At 51.3% G+C, this 20,585-nt stretch carries 15 protein-coding genes; 1 reads left to right on the forward strand and 14 read right to left on the reverse strand.

Annotated elements, in window-relative coordinates; genetic code table 11:
- Positions 1 to 15: 15 nt before the first annotated feature.
- The 14 genes from EDM56_RS17730 to sufC form a co-directional block, all read right to left on the reverse strand.
- On the reverse strand, positions 16 to 459 hold the full coding sequence (locus EDM56_RS17730; RefSeq protein ID WP_122919254.1) for an OsmC family protein: 444 nt from the start codon (positions 457 to 459) through the stop codon (positions 16 to 18).
- Between the two features lie 29 nt (positions 460 to 488).
- Positions 489 to 2,069: a flotillin lipid rafts scaffold protein FloT gene (locus EDM56_RS17735; RefSeq protein ID WP_122919255.1), complete on the reverse strand. Its 1,581-nt coding sequence runs from the start codon at positions 2,067 to 2,069 to the stop codon at positions 489 to 491.
- 17 nt (positions 2,070 to 2,086) lie between these two features.
- Positions 2,087 to 2,599: an NfeD family membrane protein gene (locus EDM56_RS17740; RefSeq protein WP_122919256.1), complete on the reverse strand. Its 513-nt coding sequence runs from the start codon at positions 2,597 to 2,599 to the stop codon at positions 2,087 to 2,089.
- A gap of 359 nt (positions 2,600 to 2,958) precedes the next feature.
- Entirely contained in the window at positions 2,959 to 4,080 is a 1,122-nt protein-coding gene (locus tag EDM56_RS17745; protein WP_122919257.1) for a DUF418 domain-containing protein, read from the reverse strand.
- 6 nt (positions 4,081 to 4,086) lie between these two features.
- Positions 4,087 to 4,905, reverse strand: coding sequence for a suppressor of fused domain protein (locus tag EDM56_RS17750; RefSeq protein WP_183192501.1), 819 nt, complete (start codon positions 4,903 to 4,905; stop codon positions 4,087 to 4,089).
- 214 nt (positions 4,906 to 5,119) lie between these two features.
- Positions 5,120 to 6,352: an aminopeptidase gene (locus EDM56_RS17755; RefSeq protein ID WP_122919259.1), complete on the reverse strand. Its 1,233-nt coding sequence runs from the start codon at positions 6,350 to 6,352 to the stop codon at positions 5,120 to 5,122.
- 240 nt (positions 6,353 to 6,592) lie between these two features.
- A complete protein-coding gene (locus tag EDM56_RS17760) occupies positions 6,593 to 7,294 on the reverse strand; it encodes a hypothetical protein (protein ID WP_122919260.1) in 702 nt (233 codons plus the stop codon).
- 350 nt (positions 7,295 to 7,644) lie between these two features.
- Entirely contained in the window at positions 7,645 to 10,698 is a 3,054-nt protein-coding gene (locus EDM56_RS17765; RefSeq protein ID WP_122919261.1) for an Ig-like domain-containing protein, read from the reverse strand.
- A gap of 27 nt (positions 10,699 to 10,725) precedes the next feature.
- Positions 10,726 to 13,926, reverse strand: coding sequence for an Ig-like domain-containing protein (locus EDM56_RS17770; protein WP_122919262.1), 3,201 nt, complete (start codon positions 13,924 to 13,926; stop codon positions 10,726 to 10,728).
- A gap of 273 nt (positions 13,927 to 14,199) precedes the next feature.
- Entirely contained in the window at positions 14,200 to 15,597 is a 1,398-nt protein-coding gene (sufB, locus tag EDM56_RS17775; protein WP_122919263.1) for a Fe-S cluster assembly protein SufB, read from the reverse strand.
- Positions 15,598 to 15,642: 45 nt separating this feature from the next.
- The gene (gene sufU / locus EDM56_RS17780; protein ID WP_122919264.1) at positions 15,643 to 16,080 is read right to left on the reverse strand and encodes a Fe-S cluster assembly sulfur transfer protein SufU; all 438 of its coding nucleotides are present in this window, start codon (positions 16,078 to 16,080) and stop codon (positions 15,643 to 15,645) included.
- Positions 16,067 to 17,293, reverse strand: coding sequence for a cysteine desulfurase (locus EDM56_RS17785; RefSeq protein ID WP_122919265.1), 1,227 nt, complete (start codon positions 17,291 to 17,293; stop codon positions 16,067 to 16,069). Before EDM56_RS17785 ends, sufU begins: the two co-directional genes overlap by 14 nt.
- Positions 17,294 to 18,592 (reverse strand): Fe-S cluster assembly protein SufD, encoded by a 1,299-nt coding sequence (gene sufD, locus EDM56_RS17790; protein ID WP_122919266.1) that lies wholly within the window; start codon positions 18,590 to 18,592, stop codon positions 17,294 to 17,296.
- A 20-nt stretch (positions 18,593 to 18,612) separates the two neighbouring features.
- Complete coding sequence (gene sufC, locus EDM56_RS17795) at positions 18,613 to 19,398, reverse strand: Fe-S cluster assembly ATPase SufC (RefSeq protein WP_122919267.1); 786 nt, start codon at positions 19,396 to 19,398, stop codon at positions 18,613 to 18,615.
- Between the two features lie 260 nt (positions 19,399 to 19,658).
- On the opposite strand from sufC, the gene EDM56_RS17800 reads away from it, so the two are divergent.
- Entirely contained in the window at positions 19,659 to 20,534 is an 876-nt protein-coding gene (locus tag EDM56_RS17800; RefSeq protein WP_122919268.1) for an NAD-dependent epimerase/dehydratase family protein, read from the forward strand.
- The last annotated feature ends 51 nt before the right edge of the window (positions 20,535 to 20,585 follow it).

The following is a 20,585-nucleotide window of genomic DNA, read 5'->3' on the forward strand; positions in this document are numbered from 1 at the left end:
GCACATTCTTTGCTTTTACACGACCTCGATGCTCGGCTCCACAGTTACAGCCACATTGCCGCGCAGCGCTTTGGTAATCATACACGCTTGCTCGGCGCGATGTGTCGCTTGCTCTGCTTGCTTCACTTGCTCCTCATCCGCATCAGCGAGCAACAAATGCGGGCGATGGATGATTTGCTGGAAGCTTTGCTTGCCGCCTTCCACGACGACGAGCCCTTCCGACTGAAGCGTGAGCGATTTCACTGTGAGCGTGCGCCTCTGCAAAATGGCGGCGAGCGTGATCAGGTAGCAGTTCATCGCCGCACCGATCAAGAGCTCCTCCGGATTGGTGCCAACTCCTGGCCCATTCATTTCGCTCGGAACGGAAATCGCGGTTTTCAGCCCTTTTCCACTCAATGTGCCCGTACCGGACAGGCCGCCTTCCCATGTTGCCTTCAGTTGAAAACGATGTTCCTCCATGTCCTCACCCTCAACCCTTTTTCTCCAGTTTACTCTTCCTTGCGGGGTTGCTCAACGTCTGATTGAGGAGGAACAGCGCTCTTTACTTCCTTTGGCTGTAATGTAGGCTCCTCCGGCTGTTTCGCCTGTGCGGCCGCTTCCGGCGCGTTCGGCTGTTTCATGAAACGCCCGATCATCTCGTTCATGTCCAAGCCTGAAACATCTTTGAGCATTTCCGGTAGCTGGGACATCAACTTCGTCACATTGGTGCTCAAACGATTGACGCCATCGCCCTGCCCGTTGCCCGTGTCGATGATCGTCACCTTGTCGATCGCCTTCATCGGTTCCGCCACTTTCGCAGCCAACTCTGGCATCATCTTCGCCACGATATCGAGGACCGCCGCCTGCCCGAATTTCTCGAACGCTTCGGCCAGCTTCTCTTTCCCTTCCGCTTCTGCCTCCAGCTTGAGCCGCGTTACCTCAGCCTCAGCTGTACCTTTGGCTTTTTCGGCTTCGGCGATCGCCAAACCTTCCAGCCGTTTTTGCTCTGCCATTGCTTTCGCTTCCGCTTCAATGCTATATTTCAATGCGTCCGCTTCCCGCATTTTTCTCGCTTTATCCGCTTCTGCCGCCTGTTCGACCGCATAGCGTTCCGCATCCGCTTTCTTTTTCACTTCCGCATCGAATTGGCGCTCGCGACGCAAAATTTCTCGCTCTTCCAGTTCGATCTGCTTTTGTTTGCGCACGATGTCGATCTTCATTTCTTCCTCGGTTACCTGCTGCTTGGAGACGGCCTCCTGCAGCTTGTAAGCCTGATCCGCTGTCGCTTTCGCCCGATCCTGCTCTTGCTTGAACTCCGCCACCTTCAACTCTTTGTCCTTTTCCGCTTCGGCGATGTTCGTCTCCTTCAACAGCTCCGCCTTTTTCGCCTCTTCCTCCGCTTTTGCCTGCTTGATTCGCGCTTCCTTGTCCGCTTCTGCTTGCGAAATCGTCGCATCGCGCTTCACAGCGGCGATTTGCGGAATACCTAATGCCGAGAGATAGCCATTTTTATCGCGGACATCTTTGATGGTGAAGCTGACGACGGTCAAACCCATCTTCTTCAAGTCTTTTGCGGCAACGCCCTGCACCTCTTGGGCAAAGCGCTCGCGATTTTTGTAGATTTCCTCGACAGTCATGCTACCCAGGATCGCACGCAAGTAGCCTTCAAGCACTTCCTGCGCTTCTGCCTTTAACGCGTCATTGGATTTGCCCATGAACTGCTCAGCTGCGGTCGCGATGTCTTCGATCGAGCCGCCAACCTTGATGATCGCCGTCCCGTCCGCCATCACCGGCACACCTTGTTCGGTATACACTTCCGGCGTCGACACGTCCAGCTTGTGCGACAGGAGGCTTAAGAAATTGGCCTGCTGGAAAATCGGGAGAATAAACGTACCGCCGCCGCGCACGATCTTCATCTTGCGGCCCGATTCGTCGGAAAGCACATTTTTTGTCCCAAGATAGCTTCCTGTGACGATCATCGCCTCATCGGCTCCGACGGTTTTGTATCGTGCCCAGAAGGCGATCCCAATAACAACGAATATTGCAACGATTGCGACTAAAACGACTAGCGTTACTGGCTCAAAATTCATGCAACCACCTCATTTTTTTATTGATAAGGCACTACATACAGCACATTTTCTTTTACCTCGACCACGACGATTCGCACGCCTTCGACAATCGTTTCCTGCTCGAAGCTCGCTGCGATGTGATTCGTCACTCCATTCACCATCGGGATCAATACTTCCCCATAGCCTGTCGCCGGAACGGTCACCAGCACATCGCCGATTTTGCCCTGTAGATCATTCATGGAGTATCCGGTCGATGCCTCCGCATTCTTCATCGGCTGAATCCACAGGAAATACGAGGCGATCGCCACCGCCACGCCGCCCAAACCGGCCAGCAAATACACAATCCCCGGTGAAAAACTGCTGAAACGCCACAGAAGAAAACCTAACCCGCCGAACGCTGCGGTTCCGCTTACCCACATGAGCGGGTGTAGCAGAGGTATCTCGACATGGCCGAAACCGTGCAGGGAGATGTCCGCGGCAAACAGCACAAAGAGGGAATAAATCAGTCCGAATCCCAAACAGCCGAGAAACAACCATTCCTGCCAGACCATCCAACAGCCTCCTTTCCAGTTAGTTATTTCCATTAAGTAATACGACTCGGGGGTGGGAAAAGTTTCGACATTTTTCCTATTTTGTGGGCGGTTGGTGGGCTTCGGTTGTCGGGCGGGGATTTTTGAAAAAAACCGCACTCCGCTGTTACAATGCCTACTGGGGGTCGGGGGGAACGGCTTGCACGAAAAAAAGGGAACCGCGCCCCAAAGCCACACGCTGCGCGGCGGGTGTATCTCAAGGAAGTAGATGTGGCGCAAAGGCGTTCCCTTTTTTTCGCACAAGCCTGGCAGGCATTGTAAAGGCTGCGTACCGTTTTTTTCAAAAATCCCTTCGCTGCTGGGGGAAGGACACCTTTTGCTTACAAGCGCTTCAGCTGCTGCCGCTTGCCGTACGTCCCGGTGCGCCACAGCCACTCTACGGGGCCAAACCGGTAATGTGTAAGCCATAGTCGGGCACACCATAGCTGCACAGCGAACAAGATGAGACATAGAATCGTCCCGGTTACTAGTGTTAGCTCTGCGCCAGTTGCCTGTAAGCATGCCACAAGCGCCGTCCAGACTAGCGTCTGCGTTAAATATGTGGTGATGGCCAGCTTGCCGATCCTTGCAAACATTACAAAGCGCTTTTGCCAGATCGGGTGTTCAAGCAGAAGCATGAGGCTGGTTACATAGAATAGCGCCAATGTTTTCCCGCTGAAAAACACCCACGCAAAGGCCGAATTCGTGCCGTACGATTCGTTTTTGAAAAATGCGAGGAGAATTAGAAACCAGGAAGGAAGTGTGGCGATGAGACTGCCTATTTGCAGCACGCGCAACGGGCGGCGAAAGCGATCGATTTGCGTGAACACTTGTTTTTTTCCGCAGTATAAGCCTAACAGGAACAGCCCAAGAATTTCGGGAAACAGCTGTGGTGCCGCACTTATTTCGCTCCCGAATACATACCAGATCGTATCCAGTCCATTTTGCCAAAATCCTGCTTCGTTCGACGGCAATCCGCTCGTTCCCCCGACATCCAGATTCATCATCGCGAGAACGACCACCGGCAGCATAGAGAATGCCAGCAAGCCGATCGCCATCCCCAGCACGTTGCCTTCGTGCTTTCTGTAAAACGATAGCAGAAAGAATCCGATCGCCGCATACAAATGCAAAATATCCCCGCGAAAAAACAGTAGATGGACAACACCAAACAAAAACAGGACCAGCAGCCGACGCGAGAACAGCAGGTTTACCTGTTCTCCGCGTTTTCCCGCTCGATCCATGAATACCCAAAAGCCGACCCCGAACAAAAAGCTGAAGATCGTATAAAATTTGGTTTGCACAAACAGGTCAAAAAACAGGCGCACATACGCGTTTGCGCCTGTAAAACGGGATGGCATGTACGCATATTCCGGCATGTTCGCCAGCAGGATACCGAGTAATGCCACACCGCGTATCACATCAAGGGAATAGATTCGTTCTTGCTCGGAAATGGAGGGCTGCACGCGTGATCAGTCCTTTTCGCTCATGTTGGAATCCGCCTCGATGGCAGGTGCGCGGAAAAAATCGATGGAATTCACCTCACGATGGACGAACAGCGTCTCCAGCGCGTCCGGACCATGTGACTGCAAAAACTCGTGTTCGCTTGGCGAAATGGCATGCAGCATCAAAAAGCGGACCACCTTTTGCCCATCGGTAAAATGGCTGAAGCTCTCATCTTCAAACAGCGGATGGCTGACGTACAAATAAGTGAGGGCAGAGTCTGGCACAATCGGGCTTTGCAAAGCAAACGCGAGTCCTGACTGTGGGCTTCGACCTGTTTGGGCAAACTGGCTGCTTGCTTGCGTCGCGACGTCAGCCAGATGGACGGCTAGCCCCGATTCCCGCTCAGCGGAATACAGAATCAATTCCACGCCGCCGCTCATCGATAGCCCGCAGGTAGCGCTCACCCAAAATGCCCGGTTGCCGACAGGCGGGAACTGCAGCACCGCGAATTTGCCCTCCTTTAACTCTTCCTCCACCGCGATCTGCGCTTCAGTATGGAAATAGCTCATGTAATGGGTCACAATCTCTTCCGGAATCGACCGTTCCTGCTCCGGTTGGGTTACGACCGTTGCCTTTTCCTCGTGCTCAGCCCACTCTCGCACTGCTCCTTCGCTACGCTGCTCCCCCTCTTTCTGATGGGCTTCTGGCACATCGATGTCCTTGTGCTGTATGTGGGTGTGCTCGCCCGGAGCGGATGCGTCATTTCTCCGCTTTTGCCATTTTATTGTGTAGTAAATCATCGCAATCGCAAACAAAATCATGATGACAATATGTGCCGCAGTCAAAATCAAAAACCTCCACGTTGTTCGACCATTTCTTTTCATCATACCATAACCTGGCGTCCGCTGCTTTCCCCAACACACCGCAGGATGATCGCTGCTGCTAGGGAATGTGCTGCATCGCTGCCATCGCCACGCCTTGTCGCGGGCCGGATCACAAAAAAGCAATACCGCATGCGCTGTTCAAACGCTCTCGGTATTGCTTTTACAGTTGTTCCGATTAAAACGCCCAGTTTCCACCGCGGAAGATCGGCTCCAGCTTCCCGTCGGCCGTTTCGCCATCGATGTCCATTTCTGCCGATCCGATCATGAAATCAACATGGCTCAAGCTTTCGTTTAGACCGCGCTTTTGCAGCTCCTCTTCGCTCATGTCAGCGCCGCCTTCCAGGCAAATCGGGTACGCCCGACCGATCGCCAAATGATTCGACGCGTTTTCATCAAACAAGGTGTTGTAAAAAATCGTGTTGGACTGCGAAATCGGCGATTGGTGCGGTACTAGCGCTACCTCCCCTAAATAATGGGAGCCCTCATCCATATCGACCAATCGCTGCAACGCCTCTTGACCCGCTTTCGCCGTAAAGGAAACGATCCGGCCTTTTTCAAAGGTGATGCTGAAGTTCTCGATCAGATTGCCCTGATAGCTAAGCGGCTTCGTGCTTTGGACGACACCGTTGACCCCTTCTCGGAACGGAGCCGTAAACACTTCCTCAGTCGGCATGTTTGCCGTGAAATTCACGCCATCTTTATTCACGCTGCCGCCACCGATCCACAGGTGCCCTTCTGGCAGCTGAATGGTCAGTTCGGTTCCCGGCGCTTTGTAATGCAGGGCGCGGTATTTTTTTTCGTTCAAATGGGTGACCTTGGCATGCAATGTCGCCTTATGCTCCTTCCAAGCTGCAATCGGATTGTCCAAATCGCAGCGGGTCGCTTTGAAAATCGCATTCCACAAAGCAGGGATGCGCTCAGCTTCCGGCAAGTCTGGGAAAACAAGGGCCGCCCAGGCAGCAGATGGCGCAGAAATCACTGTCCAGCTCACCTGATCCGACATGGTGTAATTACGGTATTTCGCCATTGCCTTCCCTGCTACCCGATTAGCCGTCGCGATCCGTTTGGAATCAACGCCCTTCAGCAGATTGGGGTTGGAGGCGACAATGGACAAAAACGCTGCACCATTCTCCGCCATCTCCTCAAAGCCTTTGGCACGCCACATCGGGAACTCCTCAAACGCTTCGTCCGGTGCCAGATCGTACCGCAAACGCGTCAGCTCATCATCATTCCACTCAAAATGCACATGCTTCGCTCCCGCTTCATACGCTTTACGAGCAATTTTGCGCACAAGCTCCGCGGAGTCGATCGCTGCGCTCACGACGAGCGTCTGTCCCGGTTGGATGTTCACCCCTACTTTGACAACCAATTCGGCATAACGGTCAAGCATTGTTTCGAATGAATTCATACCTGCTTCCTCCTTTGTACGTTTTTTGTTGTGCTATCATGTGATGTTTATGTCGATGTCACTTTGCACTTCAGTAAAAAATATTCTATTGGATGATTCGAGGAATGGATGTTAAAATCCTGCTGCTTTGCATAAGGATTGCACGTTTTATAGCTTACCCGGAATCACTGGAGATCATTGCAAGAAAAAACCCCACCGGATTGGTGGGGTTAAAAGATGGAGCGGAATTGCGTATAAAACTTAGTTCGCTACGTTCTTGGCAATCGTAATCGCGCCGGTAGGAGGAATCGTGATCATGTAATCAACAACCTGGAAATACCCTGTGACAGATGTGATCATCAAAGAAAGCGTGCTTGTGCCACCTATTCCAGGATTTCGGTTGGTAATGGTCGCGGTGTTTTCCGGCGTGCCGATTGCAATATTCACATTTGCGGATGGGGCGTAGCCGGCAAAAGTATAGGTTATGTCTGAAGTGTCTGCAGGCGCATGTAATTGTGGATTCAAGTCAGCTGGATTATCAGAAGTTACAGACCCGTCCGTCAACAATGCCACAGCATTGACCACGTCGATCATCGCAGCGATATCGTCCGCTGTATTAAACGTGAACATCCCACCGCCAGCATCCTCAATCGCACTGCGGTACAACGCCTCATTTTGCGAGATCGCTGTCGTCAGCCCCGTCGCTTCGTTCAACTGGGCAACCGTTATCGTGTTGCTGTGCCCCGTTGCTGCATCAACTGCCATAATAGCGACGACTTTATTTACACCATTCTGGATTTCCTGGCTGGTCAACGGTCCGCCTTTTTCTCGGTATTCGGTAGCTACCTCCTGCTCGACCTCATCCAGATTATCTTCCGTCACTCCCGTAATACCGGCATCAGCAAATACCGTTTCATCCGCCGTCCATAAATTTGTGGATGCTTCCGTATTAATTCTGGTCAAACTGTTTACACCGCTATTCTCGCCTTATCCCTTCCGGATTATCACGAGCCTACACCGTGCAGGCGCCTTTCAGCGCACACGGCGTTCCATCAGCCGTTGAATCTCAATCCTCCTGTTTTCCAGACTCGCTTATTTCCCCAGGAAGAAGTGTAGCAAATCACCACTAAACAAATTCTGAACAATAAAAATAATTTGTAAATGTCTGTAAAACATTACACATACCGGTTGCTATCGAACAAAAAAGAACACGCCGCTACATAAGCCGACGTGTTTCTTACCCTCTAATGAGCTGACGATGCCGCCAGACCGGCAAGTTCAACAAGTTTTTTGCTTTCTTTACGTACTCTTATTTATTCCGTAACCGTGACCCTGACCGTTACCACCCGGTCCTGGTACTTTCCTCTGATTACGGTTTCCCCCGGCCCAACTGCTGTAATCACGCCATCCTTTACAGTCGCCACTTGTTCATTACGGCTCGACCATTGCGTCTTGGCCGTTACATCGCGCTTGCTACCATCCGCCATGTAAGCCGTAACGGTCACCTCTGCCTCTTCCTTCAATTCCAGCGTCAGTTTCCGTTTGTTCACTTTCAGTTGCTTTGCTTCTTTTTCTCCGGCAACCTCGATGGCCAGTTTGGCTTCTGTTCCACCGTAAATCACTCGGATCTTTGCGCTTCCGGCAGCAATCGCTGTGACCTTGCCGTTTTCATCCAACGTGATGATTTCGTCATCGTCCGTACTCCAAGTTGCCAGCTCACTGACGTCCTTCACACTGCCATCGGACAGTAGCGCGGTGACTTTCAACTCCACGCTGTCTTCTGGAGCCAATTCAATATCCGTCTTTTCAAACGTAAGCTTCTCCACTTTCACTTTTGAAATCGTCACTGGAATACGTAGACGCTTTTCTTGATAGGTCACCGTAATTGTTACAGCTCCGGTGCCGCTTTGCGTCGTTACCTCGCCCTCGGAAACCTCTACCTTGCTTTTCAGGCTGCTTCTGTAGGTCGTTTCATCATTTTTCGTAATGTCTTCGTGGCTTCCATCCTGATACACCACGTACACGCGGATGTTACGCGTTTCATTCGGCTGCATCCACAGATTGCGTTCGGAAACGCTCAAATGGTCGATTTCTTTTGGCGCAGCTACAACGGTTATGCGACTGGTCGCGTTTTTTCCACCGTCATTGGTGGAGACTGTAATGGTTGCCTCGCCTGCTGCCCGCGGTGTCACCAGGCCGGTTGCATCGACAGTCGCCACTGCTTGATCACTGCTCTTCCAGCTCAACTGCTGATTCGTCGCATAGGAAGGATAAATCTCGGCCTTCAATCGCTGCGGCGCATCCCCGACCTGGAAAGCGAGGCTACTCTTGTCGATCGTTACCGATTGAACCGGATAATACGATGGAGGCTTCACGACCGGTTGAATCTCGATCGTTACGGTTGCGACGTTGGAGTTCGATGTTCCATCGTTTGCCATGAACGTGAATGTATCTGTACCGGTTGCCCCAGGATTCGGCATGTAAGTAAATTCCTTTGTCTCCCCAATCAGAGCTGTGCTGCCTTTTGTCCCATTCGTTACGATATGGAATGTCAGCTCATCCCCGTCTTCATCTGTAGCAGTCAGCACACCGTTCACCGCAGTATTTTGTTTTGTCGTATAGGACCCGTTGATCGCAACCGGCGCTTTCGATTCCAGATTGATCGTAACCGTTACAGTCGCGATGTTGGAATCAGTCGTTCCGTCATTGGCCTTGAATGTGAATGTATCGGTTCCTGTTTCCCCCTGATTCGGTGTATAGGTAAATTCCTTTGTCGTGCCATTCAGTGCTGTGCTTCCTTTGGTCCCGTTCGTAACGATAGCATACGTCAGTTCATCACCGTCTTCATCCGTAGCTGTCAAAACACCGTTCACCGTAATGTTTTGTTTTGTCGTGACGGAACCGTTGACCGCAATCGGCGCTTTCGATTCTACATGGATCGTGACCGTCGCCGCTTCCGAATTGGCTTTACCATCGCTTGCCTTGTATGCAAAAGAATCTGTCCCTGCATAACCGCTTTCAGGTGTGTACGAAAGCTTATCGAGCTCTGTTGCCTTGATGTTCTGCCCTTGGGTTACTGGCTGACTGTCAAGCATAAGTGACCCGTGCAAAGGCAAACCGATAATGGTGATCGAATCCAGGGGCTGCCCTTCGGCATCGCTGTAATTTCCGGTAAAGTCAGCTGCAGCAAAGGATAGCACCTTATTTTTCGCCACCGTCTTTGTACTGTTTTTTACCGTTGGCGGGGAATTGAGCGGGTAAAATTTTGGATAGCTGCCAGACTCCATCATCCAAGCATTGGTGAAATCCCACCCCTGGTAATTGGCCTGATCCTGCATTTGAGCCGTTGTGCGCGGCTTTCCTTTACCAGCATCGTCGGATTGTCCTGAGGTTTCCGAGTTGTAGTAGCTGTTTGTCACATTGATCCCTTGAAAAACATCACCAACCATGCCCCCAGTCAAAGTCGGACCCGTGACCCGTCCGGTCGAATAGCTGTTTTGTATCCTCGCGTAGTTTTGGGCGAAACCAACCAATCCACCTGCTTGTTTCGTGTTTGCCGTAACGTCCCCTGTTGCGTAAGAGTCGAGAATATTTCCAGAGGCACTTTCTCCCACAAGACCGCCTACCCAAGATTTCCCTGTGACATTTCCGCTCGCAGAGCTGAATTGAACGGTCGTCCCATTGCCAGTCGCCCCAGCCAATCCCCCAACGGTTGAGGCTCCATACACATTCGCATCGGAGCTGCTATGAACAACAGATGAGTTATTGACACCAACCAATCCGCCGACTTGTGATGACGTGTCCCCTGGCTTCCCAACCGTCCCGCTGGAATGGCTGTTTTCAATCTTGTTCATGTTGATACCGGCAAGCATCCCAACATTTAGATTCCCTTTAACGGTACCGCTTACCGAACTGTTACGAATAAGTCCAGCGTTTAATCCAGCAATCCCGCCTAACATTTGGTACCCTGCTACATCCGCATCTTTCAAAGTAACATTGTCGATTACGGCATTTGATCCTGTATATCCGAACAACCCCGCAGGAATGTCATTTCGGGATATTTTTAGTCCAGTGATCTGCTTTCCATTTCCATCCAGACTCCCGTTAAAACGACTTTGATTGACACCGATCGGCTCCCAATTGTCAAAGCCAGACAGATCAATATCTGCTCCGAGCTTGTAGGCAGCTGTCAAATTGTTGCGCATTTGATCCATGTCGTCTGCCGTCATAATCATGAACGGATTTTCTTTCGAGCCATCCCCTGACATGGTTGGCTCCGCATGAACGGCAGTTCCCGGCAGCCAAGCCTGAAGGGCCAGACAACTCGCCACGATCAAATGGTAGTATCGCTTTTTGTATTTCTGCATGGTCTCTCTCCTTCAATCGATATTCACCTACTCCGTTACCGTAACTTTCACTGTAATCAACCTGTCCTGGTATCTTCCTCTGATCGAGGTTTCACCTGGTGCAATGGCTGTAATCACGCCGTCCTTCACGGTAGCCACCTGCTCATCGCTGCTTGTCCAGATCGAATCGGCTGTTACATCACGCTTGCTGCCATCCGTCATGTAGGCAGTGACCCTCAACTGCTGCTCTTCTTTGGCCGCTAGCGTCACTGTCTGTTTGTTGACCTTTAGTCTTTTCACTTGTTTTTCGCCCGTGACCTCTACCGCTAGCTCAGCCGTCACTCCGCCATAAACTGCCTGGATCGTTGCCGTTCCGGATGCAATCGCGGTAACCTTGCCGTTCTCATCCAACGTGATGATATCGTCATCTTCCGTACTCCAAGTGGCCAGCTCGCTGACATCCTTCTTGCTTCCATCAAACAGCAGCGCATTGACTTTCAACTCTACGCTTTCTTCTGGTTCCAATGCGATATCCGTCTTTTCAAACGTAAGTTTTTCTACTTTCGTTTTCGAAATCGTCACTGGAATACGTAGACGTTTTTCTTGAAAGATTACGGTAAGGGTCGCAACTCCAGTGCCGCTATTCGTCGTCACCTTGCCCTCGGCTACATCCACCTTGCTTTTCAGACTGCTCCGGTAAGTCGTTTCATCATTTTTCGTAATGTCTTCGCGGCTTCCATCCTGATACACCGCGTACACGCGAATATTACGCGTTTCATTCGGCTGCATCCACAGGTTACGTTCGGAAACGCTCAAATGGTCGATTTCTTTTTGCGCTGCTTCGACGGTTACACGACTGGTCGCGCTTTTTCCGCCATCATTGGTTGTGACTGTAATGTTTGCCTCGCCTGCTGCCCGTGGCGTCACCAGACCGGTTTCATCGACGGTTGCCACTGCCGGATCACTGCTCTTCCAGCTCACCTGCTGATTTGTCGCATAGGAAGGATAAATCTCGGCCTTCAAACGATGCGGCGCATCCCCGACTTGGAAAGCGAGGCTGCTCTTGTTGACCGTTACCGATTGAACCGGATAATACGCAGGAGGCTGTACTGCCGATTGAATCTGGATGGTTACTGTTGCGATGTTGGAGTCAGTCGTTCCATCGTTAGCCTTGAATGTGAACGCATCCGTTCCGCTTGCCCCCGGATTCGGCGTGTACGTAAATTCCTTTGTCGTACCATTCAAAGCGCCGCTGCCTTTGGTACCGTTCGTTACGATAGCATACGTCAGCACATCCCCGTCTTCATCCGTGGCAGTCAAAACACCATTTACCGCAGCATTTTGTTTTGTCGTATAAGAGCCATTGACCGCAACCGGTGCTTTCGATCCTACATTGATCGTGACCGTTACGGTCGCGACGTTGGAATCAGCCTTTCCGTCATTGGCTTTGAAAGTGAATGTATCGGTTCCCGTTTGCCCCTGATTTGGTGTATAGATAAATTCCTTTGTCGTGCCATTCAAAGCTGCGCTGCCTTTTGTCCCATTCGTAACGATAGAGTATGTCAGCTCATCGCCGTCTTCATCAGTAGCAGTCAAGGTACCATTTACTGGCGTATTCTGTTTGGTACTGATATTCGCATTGTTTGCAATAGGAGCAACGTTCAGGGCTGTGAGCTTGATCGTGACAGTCGCATCAGAAGCGGCGTACGCAAAACCGTCCGTCCCATTCCATGTAAACGTAGAGTCGCTCGTGTCATTGTCAGCTGGGGTATAGGTGAGCGTCGCGAGATCACCGCTCGGAATAACCTGCTGCTGTGTGACAGCCGATCCGTCGAGTTTAAGCGTACCTTTTGCCGGGAGCGATGTAATCCTGACTGCCTCGAGCGCATCTCCATCTCCATCGGTAAATTGGTCGGTGAAATCACCCGCCGTGAAATGGTAGACTGTATTTTGCGCTCCGGTTATCGTGCTGTTCTTAACAGTCGGAACGAAATTTTCGAAGTTGAAGCGAAGGTCCGGCAAATTATTTTTCCTCATCGCCCAAACCGTATCAAAATCCCAATCTTCAAAGGTGTCTTTTTTCCTTAGGTCCACTGCGCTTACAGGCGTACCCAATTTCTCTGATTGTCCCTGCGCATTGTTTTGCGCGATCTCTTTGTTAAAATAACTGGAGTATACAACGCCCGCGCCTTCACTTAACCCAATCAGACCACCAACATCAGACACAGGTACTGGTTGCATTGTTACTTCTGCAAAGCTGGTGTTGATCGATGCGCTGTTCTTGCCGACAAGACCGCCATGGACGTGGGCATCGGTGACGCCTTTCACTTCCCCGGTCGCAAAGCTGTCACTCACATCGCTGTTCCCCTCATTTGTTCCAAGCAGTCCACCGACATAGAAATTACCCGCCACCGTTCCGGAAGCGAAGCTTTGGCTAATCGTGCCCGCAGCATTTGCTCCGAGCAAACCGCCAACCATCGTTGATCCGGTCACACTCGCAGTCGAATAGCTGTTTGTTATTTCAGTCCCTTCCCTAGTGGTGAATGTTTTCCCCAACAGTCCGCCGACAAACATCTGGCCTGTGATCGTACCACTCGAATGGCTGTTCTTGACGTAGCTTGGTTGATTGGTGTGATTAATGACTGAACCGACAAGCCCACCGATCCCGTCACCCCCATCTACAGTCGCTTGCGAGGCGCCGTCAGATACTTGTCCTCCAACCAGTAGTCCGACCAAGCCGCCGACAAATCCTGCCCCTTTGACGCTTCCTGCAATCTGGCTATTGCTGACTTCCCCCTGATTGATCCCGACAAGGCCGCCAACATTTTGTCCATTGGTTACTTCCACATCTACATTTTCCAACAAAAAATTCTCAAGCTTCCCGTTGTTGCCCAATGTTCCGAACAACCCAAAACCGTCTGAACCACCTTGTCCAGCCGTCTTAATGGTCAAGCCCGTAATCTTGTGGTGATTCCCATCAAAATGCCCGTTAAACGGATTGCCGTAGGTCCCGATCGGCACCCAGTTGCTCCCTGACAAATCGATATTGTCTCCGAGCTTGTACCATGCTTGAAGGTCGTTGCCAACCTGCTCCAGATCAGCGCGTGAGTTGATGACAAAAGGTGCTGCCTCGGTTCCCTCACCCGCAAGCGTACCAGTGGCAAATACCATCTGACCAGGCAACCATACTTGAAGCGCCAAACTCGTGGCCAGCAATGTATATGGCACTATTTTTTTCCGCGTGTGCATTCGGTCCTCTCCTCGTGAAAAATTCTGTATAATTCCTCAAGTAGTCTATCAAACCGATTTGAACAAGATCTGAACATGTTTGGGCGAAAGCAAATTTCGGTTGGCAACGCATGAAGACCAAGTAAGATTAGTTAAATATTTTGAAGAAACGAAAAGAGTCTATCGCATTATTTGCGATAGACTCTCATATCCTCCATCCCCCCAAAAATAAAAAGGGAGCAAATAACGGGTTTTCCCCGTATTTGCTCCCCAGAAACCCTCGCCTCGCAAGGATTATCCAATCGAACCTTCCATTTCAAACTTGATCAAACGGTTCATCTCAACCGCATACTCCATCGGCAGTTCTTTTGTGAACGGCTCGATAAAGCCCATGACGATCATTTCTGTCGCTTGCGCTTCGGTCAGGCCGCGGCTCATCAGGTAGAACAGCTGATCCTCGGATACTTTGGAAACCGTCGCTTCATGCTCCAGCGTGATGTTGTCGTTCATGATCTCGTTGTACGGAATCGTATCGGACGTGGATTTGTTATCCAGAATCAATGTATCGCACTTGATGTTGGACTTGGATCCTTCCGATTTACGACCGAACTGCGCGAGACCACGGTATGTTACTTTACCGCCGTCACGAGACAGCGATTTGGAGATGATGGTGGACGTGCAATCTGGCGCCAGGTGAATCATTTTCGCACCTGCATCCTGATGCTGTCCTTTTCCTGCTACCGCGATGGACAATACAGTCCCTTTCGCGCGTGGTCCTTTCATGATGACCGCAGGATATTTCATCGTCAGCTTGGAACCGATGTTGCCATCGATCCATTCCATGTTGGCATCCGCATAAGCAACCGCACGCTTGGTCACCAGGTTGTACACGTTCGCAGACCAGTTTTGGATCGTCGTATAACGGCAGCGCGCGCGCTCTTTTACGATGATTTCCACAACCGCAGAGTGCAGCGAGTCTGTGCTGTAGATCGGAGCTGTACATCCTTCTACATAGTGCACGAACGAATCGTCGTCACAGATGATCAGCGTACGCTCGAATTGGCCCATGTTTTCCGAGTTGATGCGGAAGTAGGCTTGCAGCGGCGTTTCCACCTTCACGCCTTTTGGCACGTAGATGAACGATCCACCGGACCATACCGCAGAATTGAGCGCTGCGAATTTGTTATCAGATGGCGGAATGATGGTCGCAAAATATTCTTTCACGATGTCTGGATACAGCTTCACTGCGGAATCCATATCACAGAACAACACGCCGAGTTTTTCCAAATCTTCCTGCATGTTGTGGTATACAACCTCGGACTCATATTGAGCCGATACACCCGCAAGGAATTTTTGCTCCGCTTCAGGAATACCCAACTTGTCAAAAGTCGCCTTGATCTCGTCAGGTACTTCATCCCAGCTGCGTCCCGCTTTTTCAGACGGCTTCACGTAGTATGTGATGTCGTCGAAGTTCAGATCGTCCAAATCGCCGCCCCATTTTGGCATCGGCATTTTGTAGAACGTCTCCAGCGCTTTCAGACGGAACTCCAGCATCCATTCTGGCTCTTCCTTGATTTTGGAGATCTCTTGCACGATTTCAGGGGTCAAACCCTTTTTCGTACGGAAAATCGATACGTCCTTATCATGGAACCCGTATTGGTAATCCTGTAATTCAGGGGCTTTTTTCGCCATGGTACTCACTCCTTTTTCTTGTTGATCTAAAAAGAAAACCGTACGCTATGATTGCTCGCCTTGCTTGATTCCTTGCTCCAACGCTTTCCAAGCCAGCGTTGCGCATTTGATGCGCGCAGGAAACTTGGCTACACCGGACAACGCTTCGATATCACCCAGATCGAGTGAATCGTCAACCGACTTGCCCTGCATCATATCCGAAAACACCTGTACCAGGTGGAGGGCTTCTTCTGCCGTCCTGCCTTTGACGACCTCGGTCATCATCGATGCGGACGACATGCTGATCGAACAGCCTTCCCCGAGGAACTTGGCGTCGGTGACCTTCCCGTTCTCCAACTTAAGTGACAGCGAGATGCTGTCACCACAGGTCGGATTGTTCAGGTTGATGGTCAAGCCTTCCGCTTCATCCAGCTTGCCTTTGTTGCGTGGCTTTTGGTAATGGTCCATTATGACACGACGATAGAGATCATCAAGAGAAGACATTGCTAAAATACTCCTTCGCCTTTTTCAACCCGGCGACAAGCGCATCCACGTCTTCTTCCGTGTTGTACAGGTAGAAGCTGGCACGTGCGGATGCCGTCACTTGCAGGTGGCGCATCAATGGCTGCGCGCAGTGATGGCCGGCACGAACGGCAATTCCGTAGCTGTCAAGCACCGTTGCCAAGTCATGCGGATGCACGTTCTCCACGTTGAAAGTAATGAGGCTGGAACGGTCAACGGTCGGTCCGTAAATCGAAACGCCGCCGATCGCTTGCATTTGCTCCAGCGCGTATTTCACCAGTTGTTTTTCATGACGCTCGATAGTTTCCAGGCCGATCTGCTCCAAAAAGTCGATCGCTGCCCCGAGTCCGACGGCGCCTGCGATAATCGGCGTACCGCCTTCGAATTTATACGGCAGCTCTTTCCACGTGGAGTCTTCCAGATAGACGAAATCGATCATTTCACCGCCGAATTCGATCGGCTCCATGTTTTCCAAGAGCTCGCGCTTTCCGTACAGGACACCGATTCCTGTTGGTCCGCACATTTTGTGACCGGAGAACGCGTAGAAATCGCAATCCAAATCTTGCACATCGACCTTTTGGTGCGGTGCGCTTTGGGCGCCGTCGACGACGAGAATGCCGCCGTGCTGGTGCACGATTTGCGCGATTTCCTTGATCGGGGTCGTATCGCCCAGAACATTGGAGATATGGTGAATCGCTACGATCTTGGTCTTGTCAGTCACAGTCGCCTTGACCGCTTCGATCGTCACCGTTCCATCCTCGGTCAGCGGGATGAACTTGAACGTTGCACCCGTCGCTTTCGCTGCTTGCTGCCAAGGAATGAAATTGCTGTGATGCTCCACCACCGTCGTGACGATCTCGTCACCCGGCTTCAGGTTGGCACGAGCATAGCTCGATGCCACCAGATTCAGGGCCGTGGTCGTGCCGCGGGTGTAGATGATCTCAGCGGTCTCACGGGCGTTGATGAACGCACGGATTTTTTCCCGCGCGCCTTCGAACTCATCCGTTGCCTTGTTGCCGAGCGTATGAACACCGCGATGCACGTTCGCGTTCTGCGTTTTATAGTATGTGTTTAACACGTCGATTACTTGAATCGGTTTTTGAGAAGAGGCCGCGCTATCCAGATAAACGAGCGGATGCCCATTTACCTGCTCCTTCAAGATTGGAAAAAGCTCGCGGATTTCCTTGGCGTTCATTTAGCCCAGCTTCCTTTCGAGCGCTTGGCGAACGCGGTTTCTCACTTCTTCCACTGGAATTTGGGAAATAACCGCATCCAGGAAGCCGATGATGATCAACCGTTCCGCTGCTCTGCGCGTAATACCACGCGACATCAGGTAGTAGATGCTCTCTTCGCTGACGCGTCCAACCGATGCAGCGTGGCCTGCTTTCACGTCATCTTCGTCAATCAACAGAATCGGGTTGGCGTCGCCGCGAGCTTTTTCGGAAAGCATCAGGATGTTGTTTGCCTGCTCACCGTTTGCTTTGGTAGCGCCTTTTTCAATCTTGGTGATCCCATTGAGGATCGTAACCGCTTCGTCGGTCATCACCGCTTTACTCACCATTTCGGACTCGGAGTTGAGGCCGTAGTGCTGAACCATCGAGGTGATGTTTTGACGCTGCGCGCCGCGGCCGACGGAAACGCATTTCGTGTCCGCATTAGACCCGTTGCCTTTCAGCAACGTGGTGTTGTTGGTCACGGTGTTGCCGTCGTTCATTTCGCCCAGAATCCATTCCATTTTACCATCACGATCAACAACCGCGCGGCGGAAGGAATAGTCATGCACGCCGTCGCACAGCGAACGAACGGATGCGACCTGCACGGTTGCGCCTGCGCCGACGAATACTTCTACGACGCTGTTTGCTACCATTTGCGTGCCTGTTCCAGATACGAAAGAATCGACATACGTCACTTTGCTGTTTGCTTCCGCCACGATGAGCACGTGCGGAGCAACCAGGGAATGATCCCCTGCCACTTCATAGACAGCCTGTACCGGAACAGCAAGCTCTACATTCCGTGGAACGTAGAGGAATACCCCGCCATTCATCACAGCTGCATGGAGCGCAGCAACTTTGTGCTCGTCGGCAGGAATCGCCGTGAACAAATATTTTTCCACCAGGTCGCCGTGTTTCACCAATGCCGTAGCGAGGTCAGTGAAAATGACACCTTGTGCGGAAAGCTCTTCTGTTGCCGCAAAAAATACGGTGGACGCATTTTTTTGCACCAGCAGGTTTTTCACGTTTGCAGCGTCGATTTGCTCAACTACCACGGAATCAAGCTGATCCGCAGCAGCGACTTTCGCTTCCGTGACAAAAGGGTTGAACTGATCGATGTTCCATTTGTCGATCTTGGTTTTTTCGAGGTGCGGCAGTGCCAGTGTGCCAGAAGCATCAAAGGCTGCCAGTCGTTTATTCAATGCCCATTCGGGTTCATTGTTTGCTTTTGAGTAAGCGGTAATCGCTTCACGCCCGAAGCGGAGCTGTACATCTACAGTCATCGTTTTGCTCCTCCCTTCTCTTACGCGCCAGCGTTTACAGTTTCGTCTACGATTCCGAGCTCTTCTTTTACCCAGTCATAGCCTTCAGCTTCCAAACGCTCAGCAAGCTCAGGTCCGCCGGATTTCACGATACGGCCTTGCATCATAACGTGTACGAAATCAGGCTTCACGTAGTTGAGCAGGCGTTGGTAGTGAGTGATGATCAAGAAGCCACGGTCAGGCGAGCGCATTTCATTCACGCCGTTCGCTACGATTTTGAGCGCGTCGATATCGAGACCGGAGTCGATCTCATCCAAAATACAGATGCTTGGCTCGATCATCATCATTTGCAGGATCTCATTGCGCTTTTTCTCACCGCCGGAGAAGCCTTCGTTCAGGTAACGATGGGAGAAAGATTGATCCATTTCCAAAGTACCCATCTTTTTGTCGACTTCACGGATGAATTTCATCAGGGAGATTTCGTTGCCTTCTTCACGGCGCGCATTGATTGCGGAGCGCAGGAAGTCGGAGTTGGTCACACCGCTGATTTCGGATGGGTATTGCATCGCCAGGAACAGACCTGCGCGCGCACGCTCATCAACTGCCATTTCCAAAACGTCTTCGCCGTTCAGTGAAACGGAACCGTCAGTCACTTCGTATTTCGGATGTCCCATCAGCGTGGAAGCCAAAGTGGATTTACCCGTACCGTTTGGACCCATGATGGCATGAACCTCGCCACCTTTGATTTCCAGCGAAAGACCTTTCAAAATTTCCTTGTCCTCAATTTTCGCACGCAGATTGTTTATTTGCAGATGTGGTACACTCATCGAACATTTCCCTCCGTTTTCGTTCTTATTACATTCTCATTCCATTCTCAATTACCATTTTATAATAAGAATAATTATAAAGCAAGGTTGGAACTATATCTGTATTTTTTAAATATTTATGTTTAGTATATAGTAGCAAACTTGAGGTTAGACGTGAGGAATGGATGCGAAAAAGGCTACAGCCACTTGCGTTCTCCAGCACATTTCGATTCACGCTGCAAACGCTGTGAATGGTATGATGAAGCTGGAGGTGGATCCAAATGGAAAAAATTTTAGTGTTGGGTGGCACACGTTTTTTCGGCAAACGATTGGTCCATAAACTGCTTGAATCCGGCGCGGATGTAACCGTCGCGACCAGAGGTCTCACACCCGATCCGTTCGGCCAGAACGTCAAGCGGCTGGTCATCGACCGGGACGACGCGCGCTCCCTTCAAGCTGCCGCGCAGACACAAGATTGGGACATCGTCTACGACAACATTTGCTATTCTGCTCAAAATGCTTTGGACGCAAACGTTGCTTTCGACGGGCGGGTCGGGCGCTATTTGTTGACCTCGACGCTGTCGGTTTACGACTTTGGGCCAAAACCTCTGGAAGAAGCCGATTTCGCTCCAGAGACGTACCCGATCGTCCCGGGAACACGCGCCGATGTCACCTACCAGGAAGGCAAGCGCCAAGCGGAAGCCGTCTTTTTCCAGAAAGCGTCCTTCCCTGTTGCAGCTGTCCGCTTCCCGATCGTATTGGGCGAGGATGATTATACCAAACGGCTCCACGACCAGATCGAACGCGTATCCACAGGCAAGCTGATCGGAGTGCCCAATCCCGATGCCCTAGTTTCCTTCATTTTGTCAGATGAAGCGGCACGCTTTCTCTCCTGGTTAGCGAAAAGCGACCTGACTGGCCCCGTCAATGCTTGCTCGAACGGAAGCATCACCGTTGGCTCCCTCTTGCATCTAATAGAAGAAGCTTTGGGCAAACGCGCAGTGACCGCAACAAAAACCGATGCTGCAGACCACTCGCCATTCGGCGTCCCCGACTCCTGGCACATGAGCACAGCAAAAGCGAAACAAGCCGGCTTTACCTTTAACGACTTGAACGATTGGCTGCCACAGCTGGTGCAAAAGCTATCAAACAACTGAGAACGATTCTCTTTTGCCCCATTCAAACAGAAAACCCGGGGAGTGTCAAAA

The sequence above is a fragment of the Brevibacillus fluminis genome, from assembly GCF_003710825.1.
Classification (GTDB): domain Bacteria; phylum Bacillota; class Bacilli; order Brevibacillales; family Brevibacillaceae; genus Brevibacillus_D; species Brevibacillus_D fluminis.